This window comes from Mucilaginibacter straminoryzae, from assembly GCF_022953055.1.
Lineage (GTDB): Bacteria > Bacteroidota > Bacteroidia > Sphingobacteriales > Sphingobacteriaceae > Mucilaginibacter > Mucilaginibacter straminoryzae.
This window is the reverse complement of the sequence record NZ_JALJEJ010000001.1, coordinates 804,109-817,318: the sequence shown is the minus strand read 5'-3', so window position 1 is coordinate 817,318 and position 13,210 is coordinate 804,109. Positions and strand designations below refer to the sequence as shown.

Below are 13,210 nucleotides of genomic sequence, written 5' to 3'. Positions count from 1 at the left end.
GAAAGGCCCCTCCCGATCAGGGAGGGGCCTTACGAATAATTTACAGTTATTATTAATGGCTTACCGGGTTATCTACACCCAACGTGCCGTTGGTGTATAATAACGGGTTAACTTTTTTGGTATCGCCCTGGTATACCCAAACCATATTGCCAATGTACTTGCGGAAGGCATCATTCACCTGCGCTACTGTAAGTTTCTTCACATCTTCTGCCAGTGTTAAAGAACGGCGCCAGTTACTGTGGATAGCCTCATTGCTCACAAATGATCCCGCCTGAGCCGCGTTAGTTTCTAAACGGTAGTAAAAGCTGGTAACATAGGTTGATTTCATATTCTTTACCTCATCAGCGGTGAAGCCAGTCTTTTTAATCTGGTCTACCAATTTATCAAACACAGCGATGTATTTATCCGGCTGGGTGGTTGATACCGTAAACTTAGCATATGATAGACTGCCATTATTGAAAGAGGCACCCGGCGCATAAGAAAGCCCGTTATTGGTACGTACTTCCAAAAAATGGCGATCATAAAAAATGCGCATAGCTACCAGGAAAGCATCATAATCCGGCGTGCCAGGCATCGGTCCGCTGGTGATACCCACAATGTAATTGGTAGCCAGTTGGCGTGGTTCTGAAGAGAATGTATTTTTATACACACGGAAGAAAGATTTCTTCAACTGGTAAGGCGAACCTTGCTTTACACCGGCCAGCATCCCGCGCACTTTGGTTTCAATCTCGCTCTTGTCCATATCTGCCACTACCACTATAGTTAAATGCGATTTTACAAAAACAGACTTGTAGTAGTTTTTCACTTCATCTAACGTAAGCGACTGTAGAATCTCTGGTGTTCCCTGCGGATTTTTAGCGTAATCGCGACCGGCAAATGCTACTTTGTTGGCGTAATTGCTGATGGCTTCGTCTGGGCGCGAGTCGGCATCTTTTACGGCATTAATTGCATCCTGTTTGACACGTGCAAACTCTTTTGCATCAAACGCCGGCTCTTTTAATGCTTCTACATACAGGGGCCAAACGGTTGAAAAGTCTGTTTTAATACAGTTCATCCGCACCACAGAATAATCTTTAAAGGTTTGCCCGTACACATAGGCGCTCACCTTATCCAGTATATTTTTGAAGGTATTTTTGTCATGCTTTAACGTGCCGCATTCGGTAAGGGCATTCATGGCCAGGGCCTCTATCCCTTGCTTACTTTCCGGGTAGTTTTGCACGCCGCCTTTAATCAGCGTTTGAATTTCAACAATTTCGTTGCCGCTTGGCTGTACAATTACTTTTACGCCGTCGACGGTCATTTCATAAGCCGGCTTTTGTGCAAAGGCAGCATTAAAATTATATAAAAAGGCTGCCGCGAGCAGTATAAATATTTTTCGTTTCATGTCAGTTCAGGTTATTTAGCCGCGAAGAAAGAAGCAGCTTCAGTTTGTTTACTTAGTTCGGGTTTAATAATCATTCCGGCTACCATCGGTTTGCCGGCAATGTATTTATTAACGTATCTGTCCACATCGGCACGAGTAACTTTTTGATAATTATCAGTCATGTCGGTAAAGTAATCCAGCGAGGTACTGCACCAGTTATAACTTACCTGGCTGGGTAATGACGACGGTTTTTCCTGCGAACGGAACTTGTTACGCAATAAGATTGCCTTGGCATCTTTCAACTGTTCGTCCGTATAATAATCGGCTTTACCAAATTGTGCAATCTGGCGCATTACTTCCTCGTAACAAGCTTTCAGCTTAGTAGGGTTCGGCTGAACAAACAATTCGATCTCGCCGGTATAATGGGTGGTTCCGTAGCTGATTGAGGCGCTTGTAGCCAAGCCTTTATCTACCAGCGCCTGTTGTAGTTTCGAAGCGTTCAAACCTAAAATAGTGCTGTAAACGTCGGCTGCAACAGTAGCGGCCGAGTCGGTAGCGAAGCCCGGTCCCTGCCATGAGAACATCATGTAAGGTGTTTGCGCGATGCTGGATTCCTTAACGAAATACTCGGTTTTATCTAAAGGCTTAAACGGAGGAATAGGATATTTCTCGTGCGGGTTAACGCCGCTGCTGGCCCAGCTACCGAATATCTGTTCGGCCATGGCGAAAGCTTTATCATGCTTTACGTCGCCGCAGATAGTCAGCAAACTGTTGTTGGGCACGTAATACTTGTCTTTAATGATCATCATCTTTTCAGGGGTAGCGGTGTTGATGATCTCGTGGATACCAATCGGGTTTTTGCGGGTGATCAGGTCGCCCCACAAATGTTTCTGCACGTCATACCATAACTGAAACCCGGGGCTGCTTTCTGCCCGTTGAAATTCCCCATCAACTACGGGGCGTTCTTTTTTCATATCCTCTTCGCGATAGATTGGGAAACGGATGGCGGCGTTCATAAACTTCAAACCGGCATTCAGGCTGTCTTTATCAAAAGTGAAAAAGTAATTCACCCGTTCCACATCTGTAGTGCCGTTCCAGATGGCGCCCAGTTCCTGCGTACGTTTCAGGAATGAAGCCTGGTCAGGGTAATCTTTGTTAGCCTTAAAAAACATGTGTTCGAACAGGTGCGATAAGCCGCTGTATTCGGGCCCTTCGGTATAAGCACCATTTTTAACAGCTATCTCGATAGTGGTTAACGGTACTTTGTTGTTTTCAATCACTACCACTTCGAGGCCGTTGGGTAGTTTTTTCCAGAAATACCCTTCGGGTAGGCGGGGCTGTGCATGTGCCGAGAACATGCCGAAGATACCTGCAGCACACACGCCGAGGTATTTCAAAAAGGTTCGGGTCATAAAAAATTTAGTTTTGCTTAAATTAAGTTAATGTTTAAAGATAAGACATAAAGATGTAAGTATAAGTTACAGGCAAAGCGTTTTTTATCTAATTGAATTTTCATTCGGGCTTTTAGCCCCGATGTAATTACCTTGCGCCCGAAACTTTACAACATATACCATGAGATTTAGAATAGGGGTTGCGCTGCTACTGGCATTTTTTTGCATTAAAAGCAGCTTTGCGCAGGTGAATGAATTTTCGGGCTGGGGAGCCTGGTTCCATAATCAGAAGTTTTCGCAACATTGGGGTGCCGTGTTAGATATCCAGATGCGCAGCGCAGATGAGTTTAAATACCTTAAACATCCGCTGCTAAGGCCAGGGGTAAGTTATTATTTTGCCAATAACAAATTTGCCACCATAGGTTACCTGTTTACAGGCACACACCGAAAAACTGCGACGGAAAGCACCTTCCGTACCGAACACCGTACCTGGGAACAATTTATCTACAACCATAAAATTAAAGCAGCGCCAATGATGCACCGCTTTCGGCTGGAACAGCGTTATGTAGGATCGTTAGGAAACAGCGAGGCTTATTTTGCCCAACGGTTCCGCTATTTTGCCCGTGCGGTTGTCCCTTTTAACAACCCGAAGCCAGAGTTTGTTAAAGGACCATTTTTAGGATTACAGAACGAGGTTTTTCTGAATGTGCAGAACAAGGATAAGGTAAACAAAAGCACATTCGACCAGAACAGGGCTTATTTATCCGTCGGCTACCGCCTAAGCAAAATGATAGATGTAGAAACCGGATATTTGAACCAGTACATCAACCAGGTTGAAACCAACACCATGAACCATGTGATCCAGTTGGCGCTTTATACCAGGTTTGGTAAGTAGGCAGCAGATAGGAAAGGTCCTAGCGAGGATCCCGATAGTGATCGGGAGACAAAGCATCACCAATGATCGACTTTACGGATTGCTACACTGCGTTCGCAATGATAAAGGAGAAGTTTATCTACTGATGCGCCGCTTGTTGAGTATAAGCTAAAATTAAAAATATTGTCATCGCGAACTCCGAAGGAGTGTGGCGATCTCACTAAAACTAACGTCCGAGATTACAATCACCGCATTCGCTGTAACTCCTCTTTAATCCTTACAACCTTTGCGACTCGTTTTGCAACCCGGACTCACGGCTTTCTTTTGCCTTAACCTTCGTGTTACCAAACTTATAAGTAAAATTAAGCCTCACCTGCCGCGTTTCGCCGCGATAGGTGGTATGAAGCAACAGGTTGGGCAGCTGCGAATCTGTATTATAACGGTTTGCCCAAAAAAGGTCTGTAACTGCCAATTTTAAGGTAGCCTTATCGCTCATTAAACTTCTTTGAAAACCGACATCCACCTGTGAATTTCCTTTTACATAGGTGTTTAAACCAACGATGCTTTTAGAATTGACAACAGCAGCGGCTTCAGCAGTAATACTTCCCGGCAGGTTAAAACTTTGCTGAACGTTGATCGTCCCCGCAAACCGGCTGAACTTGTAATCGCCATAAGTAGGCGTACCAACATTATTCTGAAGACGATAACCCATGGCGGTAAGGCTCATGTTCCACCATTCCGCCAGCTTCAACTGCTGGCTTACCGTTAGGTTCAGGTTACTTTGCGTCCCGATGTTCCGGGGTACCATGTTAACCAGGTTGTTACCAAAAACTTCGAAAACAGTCCCGGTCAGGTCACTGGTGTGCGTATAGCTGGTAGAAACGGCCGTCTTTTTATAACTGTACTGGAGTGCGATGGTATTTGAATATTGCGGCTGAAGGAAAGGATTTCCTTTCCAGTAGGACAGCTCATCAACCGGGTACGAAAACGGGTTGAGGTTGTTGTACGCCGGGCGATCGATACGGCGGGCAAAACTTAAATTGTACGTTCCGGATTTTTCCGTTTTGTATGTAATAGCGGCGGTGGGGAATAAATTAAGGTAATTTCTGACCACTGACTGCGCCTGCTGTGTGCTTCCCTGCCGCGGCTCGAGTTGGCCATCAGAGTGGGTATTCTCTGCACGGACACCTGCATCCAAACTTAATTTATCACTTAACGATACCTCATATTTAACATAGCCCGCGCTTACCCGTTCCTGGTAGTTGAAGGTGTTTGATAAATTGATATTTAAGATATTAACCGCACCATTGGCATCATACTGATCGAATACATTCCCCGCATTTACATTTGAGAATTTACCCCCAACGGCCAACTTTCCTTTCCCAACCCGGAAACCGTAATCTGCTTTTAAAGCGTAGAGCTTAATATTCCGGCTGTTGGCCACAAGAAAGTTATTGGCAGACTGGAATTGATTATTAGGAGAATAATAGCTGTTCGTGCTTAAATTCTGCGTGGAAGCATCAAAAATACCGTAATCTGCATCCACACTCAGCTCGGTATTATTCTGCCCCTTGTAACGGTAATTTAAATTAAAATTATACCGGTTGGCGAGTTGCTCGGGATAGCTGCTTTGGCTGCGCAGTATTTGTATCAATTGGCCGGTCGACTGATTATAAATATTTGTTACAGGCGTAATTAAACCGCCACCGCTTGAGAAGTTGCTGTTTACCACTATGCCTAAAGTCTTCGTAGAATCAATAGCATAATCAGCCCCGGCCGTCGCGCCGACGTAACGCTTTTTGTCTATGTCGTGATTCGCATTCAGATAGATCTTGCCGTTGGTAGTCCGGTCGTTATCATAGTCCATCGCGTAGTGCCCGAAGGCATGATTGTAATTTCCGAACAGATTGAGTTTGCCTTTCCGGTAGTTCAAGGCCAGGTTGGTATTTTGCTTTAAGGTGTGCCCATAAGCGACGCCTACATTGATACTTCCGTTAAAGCCCTCCGCGATTGATTTTTTAAGCACCAGGTTGATAATACCACCGGTACCTGCAGCGTCATATTCTGCGGATGGGTTCTTAATAATTTCGATGGCTTTCAGATCAGAAGATGGCATAGATTTCAATAGCTGCGCTAAATCTTCTGGCTGCAGGTAGGTCTGTTTCCCATTGATCATTACCATCGCTCCGCTCGCACCATTCAGCGTGATAGAATTATCCTGACTAACGATTACGCCCGGCGCCTTTTTTAACGCTTCCAACGCATTGCTACCCTGTGCTGTGATGCTGCTCTGCACATTGTAAGTTAACTTTCTACCCTCGATCTTGATGGCGGGCTTATTAGTTGTGCTTTTAATCACCACCTCTTTAAGACTTACCGCACCGGTATTAATTTTTAAGATACCAAGATCTGTATTCCCGGATAGCTTAACCAGTTCGCTGACATAAACAACCGAGCCCAGGTAAGTTACGGTGACAACATAATCGCTACTATTGAGATTGAACGAAAAGGCGCCATCTGTTTGCGTAGCCATTTGCTTTAACACCCTGGCCGTATGTGCGTCTTTCAGGATAACGGTTGCCCCTGCGACATCCGTACGATCCGTACTTTTTAAGATACCTTTTAATAGAAATTGATCTTGTTGTTGTTGTTGTTGTTGTTGTTGTGCAAACCCGTTCTGAAAAAGACAGGTAAACAACAGGGTTAGGTAAAATAGTCTCAGGAAGTTTTTTGTTAAAGGCAGATTCATTAAAATTATTGCCCTTCATGATTTTAGCCAAAGCAATTTCAGGCAAACAATCATCAGGTGCGTTCCTAATTTAGCAATAACTTCGCAAGAAAAATTTCATTGCCAGAAGAAATCTTCAAAAGTAGAAGCTTCCTATCCGCCAACCGGGGTACAGAGAACTATAGTAAGATTACTAATTGCTACTTAAACTTCAATACTACCACTTTCCCGGATACACCTTCTAACAGCGGTTTCAAAATAGTCTGGGCATTCTCCTGCGCTTTGCCGGTGATGTTCATTTCGCGGGCGTTTTCTAACAAACGCTTTTCGGCTAATTTGTAAATATCTTCCACCATGTCGCGGGTGTTGCCGGGGAAGATAGTGCCCGTCACTTCATACACCTTAGAACGCTGGTGATCTAACCGCACATAACAAATTTCAGCTTTCGGCAGATTTACCGTTACAGTATCATGCGTTGCATTCGTGGCAATATCCTGTTCCTTCACACGGGTAAGGTCTATACAAGCGGTTACCTCTCCCACTGCAACAAACAGCACCCGTTCATCCGGTAACAAGGTCCGTTTGTTCTTTTTCTCAATCACGTCCTTCATGGCGTATTTCACCAGTTCCAGCTTTCCCATCGTAATGATCTTTTGCACCATTACATCCTCTTTAACTTCCGTCCGAACGGTAGTAAACTGGTGCTTAACATAGAAGAATAAAAACACAAGAAAACCGATGATCACCAAGGAGATAATCAAGCTATAAGAGAAACGCGAACGGGTTGCCATGCTATAAAAACAAAAAGAGCCGCGAATGTTCGCAGCTCCTTTTAATTTATCTGGTTAACGGATTATGCTCCGTAAGTTACGTTAAGCGTAATTGGCACGCTTAAAGCTTTTGAGATAATGCAGTTTGCTTTAGCACCTTCGGCAACCTGTTTAAACTGCTCTTCTGAAACACCTTCTATTGGTGAAGCCTTCAATTCCAGATGGATACCATCGATTTTTAGACCTACCATATCCAGGTCAAGGATAGCTTCGGTATGCAACTCGCCCGGAGTTAAGCCTTGTTGAGAAAGCGCGGCGCCTACAGCCATGGTAAAGCAACCAGCGTGAGCAGCTGCAACCAATTCTTCGGGATTGGTTCCAACGCCCGATTCAAAACGGGTTTTAAATGAATACTGAGTTTTGTTTAAAGTGGTGCTTTGGGTGGTTATTTCACCTCTGCCCTCTTTAAGGGTGCCTGTCCAAAAGGCGTTAGCTGTACGTTTCATGCTTCAAGTATTTAGATGATTAAAGTTTATTGTTGTTCAAACATACGATTTTGAAATTGGCTTTCGCATCGCAGTCAGATTAAGAAATTTTAATGCTTAGTCGCGCCATTCTGCACGTTCGTATTGTGATGGCCATTTTATTTTTTCGCCCAGTTCGTGTGCTGCACGAAGCGGGAAGTGCGGGTCGCGCAGTAATTCACGGGCCATAAATATCAGGTCTGCCTGGCCGGAACTTAAAATTTCTTCAGCTTGCGCAGCATTGGTAATCAGTCCTACGGCACCCGTCAGGATACCCGCCTCTTTTTTGATACGTTCTGCAAATTCCACCTGGTACCCTGGTTTAAGCGGAATCCGAGCCAAGGCATTGCCGCCGGTTGAAGTATCCACCAGGTCTACACCTTTAGCTTTCAGTAAAGCGGCAAGTTTAACGGAGTCGTCAATTGTCCATCCGCCTTCTGTCCAGTCGGTAGCCGATATACGAACAAACAGGGCTTTTTCTTTTGGCCATACTTCCTGCACGGCTTCCACTGTCTCTAACAAGAAGCGCACGCGGTTTTCGAAACTGCCCCCGTATTCATCCGTACGATGATTACTTAATGGTGAATAAAACTGGTGCATCAGGTAACCATGCGCCCCGTGAATTTCCAGCACATCGGCACCGATTTTGTCTGCGCGGACCGCAGCTGCTTTGAAATCTTCCAGCACTTTTTGGATACCGGCCTTATCCAGTTCTACAGGCAGTTCTTCACCTTCGGTAAAAGCGACAGGCGACGGCCCAAAGGTTTGCCATCCATTTTCATCTTCAGCAGGAATCTGCTTACCACCCTTCCAGGGTTTATCATGGCTGGCCTTGCGCCCCGCATGTGCCAGTTGAAAACCAAACAACGTCCCCTGCTCATGCACAAAATCAATGATCTCTTTCAGTTTATCCAGGTGCTCGTCTTTCCAGATGCCCAGATCGGAATATGAAATGCGTCCTTCAGGCGATACTGCGATTGCTTCGGTAATGATCAGCGCTGCGCCGCCTATTGCCCGGGCGCCCAAATGCACCAGGTGCCAGTTATTAGCAAAACCATCAGTAGCAGAATATTCGCACATCGGCGATACCACAATCCTGTTTTTCAGGTTCAGGTTTTTTATTTGTATCGGTGAAAATAAGTTCGTCATAGTGCTGCCAAAGGTATAGCGGGTAGTATAAATATGCGCTTTTTTGCTGTCATAAATAAATGTCAAAAGGCTGATGATTTACCTTTTGCTTAATAAAATATCGCCCTGCTACAGGCCATAAAAAAGGCAAGCCCTCAAAGGCCTGCCTGATGTCCCGGTACTGGAATTTTATTTTAGATAGTCTTTATCATTCTTAGGGTAACCTTCCTCGTCAAGGTCGTCGCGATCGTCCTCCGGCGTATGTGAAAGTGCTTCATCAATCGGATCGAGCTCGGTGATGTCGCCGTTATCGATATGCATACCCAGTGAATCTACATCGGTTTCGAGCGAACGGTTCTTGTCATACTCGCCCAGCGTATCGTAGGGGTTTGCCTCGTCATAGCTCGAGTCAAAGTCGCTACCGTTTGGTGCGGCAGTATCAAACAGTTGAGGCGGATCGTAATCCGGATCGTCGCTTTCAACTGCAATCTCGTAGCTGTTAGTTTCGGGATCGTATTTCAGGTCTTCTACGTCAGCTTCGCTGTTAAGGTCTTCTTTGATTTTTTTATCTCTGTCCAGGTTCTCATCGTCAAACTCCGGATAAAAGGTATCTTCGTTCATAGCGTATTCGGTTTAATATTGAAATAAAACGATTGAAAGGCCAATGTGTTTTCCACTTACGCCTTGTTCGTAAAGCAATTTAACAAATAATCTGAAAGACAGGAAGTGACGACAATAACCGGGGGATCTGAGTTTCGTCACATTTCTGTTTTGATGTGATTGATTAAGTCAAATTTATATATTTGGGCCACTAACAGAAACAGTCTCAAGAGATGTCAAAAATTAAAGTAGAAAATCCGGTAGTAGAACTGGACGGCGATGAAATGACCCGCATAATCTGGAAGTTTATTAAAGATAAACTGATCCTGCCTTACCTGGACGTAGATATTAAATATTTCGATTTGGGTATTGAGTACCGCGATGAAACTAATGATCAGGTTACTATCGACGCTGCTAATGCAATCAAACAATATGGTGTAGGTATTAAATGTGCTACCATCACCCCGGACGAAGCGCGCGTGAAGGAGTTTAACCTAAAACAAATGTGGAAATCGCCAAACGGCACTATCCGTAACATTCTTGATGGTACTGTTTTCCGCGAACCTATCGTAATGTCTAACGTACCTCGCCTGGTGCCTAACTGGACTGCACCGATCTGTATCGGCCGTCACGCGTTTGGCGACCAGTACCGTGCAACCGATTTTGTAACCAAAGGCAAAGGTAAATTAACAGTAACCTTTACTCCGGAAGACGGCGGCGAAGCACAATCTTTCGAGGTTTATAACTTTAAAGGTGATGGTGTTGCATTAACCATGTACAACACTGATGAATCTATCCGCGGTTTTGCGCACGCTTGTTTTAACCAGGCTTTAATGAAGGGCTGGCCGTTATATCTTTCTACTAAAAACACCATCCTGAAAAAATATGATGGCCGTTTCAAAGATATTTTCGAAGAAATTTATCAAAGCGATTACAAAACTCAGTTCGAAGAAAAAGGCCTTGTTTACGAACACCGCCTGATTGACGACATGGTTGCTTCTGCACTTAAATGGAACGGTAACTTTGTGTGGGCTTGTAAGAACTATGACGGCGACGTACAGTCTGACACGGTTGCACAAGGTTTTGGCTCATTAGGTTTAATGACTTCTACCCTGGTTACCCCTGACGGTAAAACCATGGAAGCTGAAGCTGCACACGGTACCGTTACCCGCCACTACCGCGAGTACCAGGCCGGCCGCAAAACTTCTACCAACCCTATCGCGTCTATCTTTGCATGGACCCGTGGTTTAGAGTTCCGCGGTATTCTGGATAACAACCAGGAACTGATCAACTTCTGTAAAGCGTTAGAAGAGGTATGTATTGAAACCGTAGAAAGCGGTAAAATGACGAAAGACCTTGCTATTACCATTAAACCAAAAGTAGAGCACGGTACCGACTACCTGTATACAGAAGAGTTCTTAGAAGCGATTGACGAAAACCTGAAAGCAAAATTAGGCAAGTAATCGCCGATTGAAATATCACAAAGCCTGCTTAACTAAAAGCAGGCTTTGTTGTTTGCTAATCATGGTAAAACATAGAAAGTAAACAACAATACTTTTAATGGATTAATACCTCTCCCGGCTTCCTTTTTTGCCTATACAAAGCTGTTGTAATAAATAAGCGTTTTTGGGCTTCGTTGACTTTTATCTTTCTGATATAATTTTCAGCGGCAATTATATCGTCTGCCTCGCCAGCTATTTCATTTCCATCTAACAGTATCTGATAACCCTGAAATTTTAAACTTACATTTAAGAGAGCAAAAATATCGGAAGCTTTCAGAAGCTTTACAGTTGTTTTAGGAGTTATAACGACTGCATCTTCTCCCGAAAGTATTCCCCATTTCTTTTCCGCTTCATTATGTGGCGGAATCGTTACTGATTGAATATCCTTCGGATTAATTAGAAAAACAGAGGTTTTAAGTATTGAACTATCAGTTGGAATGATGTAAACTACCTTCTTTTTCACCGGAACTGATTGAGCATTTGCCGCCGTTGAAAAACAAAATATACTTGTTATAAAGGCTAACAGTAACTTCATACTATTACTATTGATGTAATTTTTCAACTGCTGCGAAGCTTAAGTATTCTAATATTTAAGTCATGAAACACGCTAAGAAAACGGTTTCAAAAGCACATTTCGTTATTTCTAACCCAAAAGACTAATTAATAAAGTAGGCAATCCTACTGCTATAGCAATACCGTAAGCTAAATCAAGCCAGAAAAAACTCCCGATGGCTCCGGCATAGATCAATCCGATAACAGGATACCCTAAAATCTTTGCAATCAGAGAAGTATCAGATTCTTTTAAAGACTGCCATAAAGATTGCGCATCACCTCTGCTTGGAAATGCATGCATAGCAATAGATACGCCTAAATAAATCAAAAGGTAATCTGCAATATTTCCATTATCAAATTTAAAAACCGGAATAGCCGCAGGAAAGGCAATAAGGGCTCCAAGAATTGTATTTAGAAAAAATGGCCCTATACTAATCATAATAGATTGTAATTTATTATTTGCAGGTTCGTGAAGAACATAACCTGCCGGATTTGCCATTTGAAAATAAACAACTTTAAATACCGGCACCTTGTACCATCTGCAAAACAGTTGGTGCGCCAGTTCGTGTACAATAACGCCTGGAAAGGTGGCTATCGTAATTAAAATACCGGGAATAAAAAACATCTAAGATTAGTTTTGAAATTTAACTTTATTTGAAATCACATCGCGTGCAAATTGCATATAACTGATAGTTGCACTATCGGTGCCGCTTCTGTTAAGTAATTCGTCGCGCTGATTGTAATATTTATTAAAGTGATAGGCTAACGCTAACGTAGCCTGATTATATGGAAAGTTATTCTCCAGGCTTAAACACTTTAAAGCCAGTTCAAGCCCTTCTTTATTTCTCTTCATTTTAAGCAGGGTACGTGCTTTTGAAGAAAGTGCGTATAAAGATTCCCGATTTATATTCAATAGTTTGTCTGCGTAATAAAGCGACGAATCCAATTGATTTAGCTCTCGTTTTACCATCACTTTGTCATTAAGGGCCGGAATCATTTCTGCATCGTTCAGCAACACGTTTGACAATAGTTTATCTGCATTGAGATAGTATTCTTTCTCCATGTAAATATTTGCCAGAAATATTTTAGCGTAGTCGTCATCGGGATGAGTATTAACGTAGTTACGGTAAACCGTATCACTGACTATCTGATTTTTGTACTTACTAAACGTAGTTTTAAAAGTATCTGACGGCGAATAGTTTCGCAACTCAGTAGATATGTAATTAATCCGATGAAGTTTAATGCTATCTTCAAATTCCTTGCCAGCGAGCAAGTCACCTGTCTTTGCAACTGTTTCAAGATCATTGTTGTAGTATGCAGCAATCAATTCATCCGCAAGTACGTCTATAGAGTTTGGCGCAGCTTTTCTTGCAACTTCCAATTCTCGTTGAGCAGTTAAATAATAGTGGTTTTTTTCCGCTTTATCCGCTCTTGAAAGTGCTAATGCAGCTTTAAAATTACCAGGCAACCATATCATCGAAATCAACATTACAGCCAAAATGCCGACACCGAATAACTTCACCCAATTTGGTATAGGATAATTGATCATCGCTGTACGGCATTCTGCACAAAGATTATTTCTATAACCACTCAGAATTTCTAAGCTGCCGCAATTAATACACTTGGCTATTTCATCTGTACGTTCTTGTTGAAGGTTTAGGTCTTCCTGCATTGTATTTAAATTAGGTGTTCTAAAATATTGTTTTTTTATCATCAATAAAGGCACTTCATATTTAAATAATATACTTTTTAAGGTGCTGATATCAACTTGAAACAAC

Annotated in this window: 12 protein-coding genes; 2 read left to right on the top strand and 10 right to left on the bottom strand. The window is 43.1% G+C overall.

Annotated elements, in window-relative coordinates; translation table 11 throughout:
- Positions 1-52: 52 nt before the first annotated feature.
- The gene (locus tag MUY27_RS03565; RefSeq protein ID WP_245128599.1) at positions 53-1,384 is read right to left on the bottom strand and encodes a M16 family metallopeptidase; all 1,332 of its coding nucleotides are present in this window, start codon (positions 1,382-1,384) and stop codon (positions 53-55) included.
- Positions 1,385-1,395: 11 nt separating this feature from the next.
- Entirely contained in the window at positions 1,396-2,775 is a 1,380-nt protein-coding gene (locus MUY27_RS03560; RefSeq protein WP_245128598.1) for a M16 family metallopeptidase, read from the bottom strand.
- Positions 2,776-2,935: 160 nt separating this feature from the next.
- On the opposite strand from MUY27_RS03560, the gene MUY27_RS03555 reads away from it, so the two are divergent.
- Positions 2,936-3,649 carry a DUF2490 domain-containing protein gene (locus tag MUY27_RS03555; RefSeq protein ID WP_245128597.1) on the top strand — a complete coding sequence of 238 codons (714 nt, stop codon included), beginning with the start codon at positions 2,936-2,938 and terminating at the stop codon, positions 3,647-3,649.
- 256 nt (positions 3,650-3,905) lie between these two features.
- Here the strand turns inward: MUY27_RS03555 and MUY27_RS03550 are convergent, their stop codons facing one another.
- From MUY27_RS03550 to MUY27_RS03530, 5 genes are all read right to left on the bottom strand, one after another.
- Entirely contained in the window at positions 3,906-6,377 is a 2,472-nt protein-coding gene (locus MUY27_RS03550; RefSeq protein WP_245128596.1) for a TonB-dependent receptor domain-containing protein, read from the bottom strand.
- Positions 6,378-6,556: 179 nt separating this feature from the next.
- On the bottom strand, positions 6,557-7,147 hold the full coding sequence (locus MUY27_RS03545) for a DUF4230 domain-containing protein (protein WP_245128595.1): 591 nt from the start codon (positions 7,145-7,147) through the stop codon (positions 6,557-6,559).
- Positions 7,148-7,209: 62 nt separating this feature from the next.
- On the bottom strand, positions 7,210-7,632 hold the full coding sequence (locus MUY27_RS03540) for an OsmC family peroxiredoxin (protein ID WP_245128594.1): 423 nt from the start codon (positions 7,630-7,632) through the stop codon (positions 7,210-7,212).
- Positions 7,633-7,728: 96 nt separating this feature from the next.
- Entirely contained in the window at positions 7,729-8,799 is a 1,071-nt protein-coding gene (gene namA / locus MUY27_RS03535; RefSeq protein ID WP_245128593.1) for an NADPH dehydrogenase NamA, read from the bottom strand.
- 168 nt (positions 8,800-8,967) lie between these two features.
- Positions 8,968-9,399: a hypothetical protein gene (locus MUY27_RS03530; RefSeq protein WP_245128592.1), complete on the bottom strand. Its 432-nt coding sequence runs from the start codon at positions 9,397-9,399 to the stop codon at positions 8,968-8,970.
- A 212-nt stretch (positions 9,400-9,611) separates the two neighbouring features.
- On the opposite strand from MUY27_RS03530, the gene MUY27_RS03525 reads away from it, so the two are divergent.
- Positions 9,612-10,841: an NADP-dependent isocitrate dehydrogenase gene (locus MUY27_RS03525; RefSeq protein ID WP_245128591.1), complete on the top strand. Its 1,230-nt coding sequence runs from the start codon at positions 9,612-9,614 to the stop codon at positions 10,839-10,841.
- A 94-nt stretch (positions 10,842-10,935) separates the two neighbouring features.
- Here MUY27_RS03525 and MUY27_RS03520 read toward each other — a convergent pair whose 3' ends face one another.
- The 3 genes from MUY27_RS03520 to MUY27_RS03510 all read right to left on the bottom strand — a co-directional run bounded on the left by MUY27_RS03520 (position 10,936) and on the right by MUY27_RS03510 (position 13,209).
- Complete coding sequence (locus MUY27_RS03520) at positions 10,936-11,415, bottom strand: hypothetical protein (RefSeq protein ID WP_245128590.1); 480 nt, start codon at positions 11,413-11,415, stop codon at positions 10,936-10,938.
- A gap of 108 nt (positions 11,416-11,523) precedes the next feature.
- Positions 11,524-12,057 (bottom strand): DUF3267 domain-containing protein, encoded by a 534-nt coding sequence (locus MUY27_RS03515; protein WP_245128589.1) that lies wholly within the window; start codon positions 12,055-12,057, stop codon positions 11,524-11,526.
- Positions 12,058-12,063: 6 nt separating this feature from the next.
- A complete protein-coding gene (locus MUY27_RS03510) occupies positions 12,064-13,209 on the bottom strand; it encodes a tetratricopeptide repeat protein (protein WP_245128588.1) in 1,146 nt (381 codons plus the stop codon).
- Position 13,210: the final 1 nt, after the last annotated feature.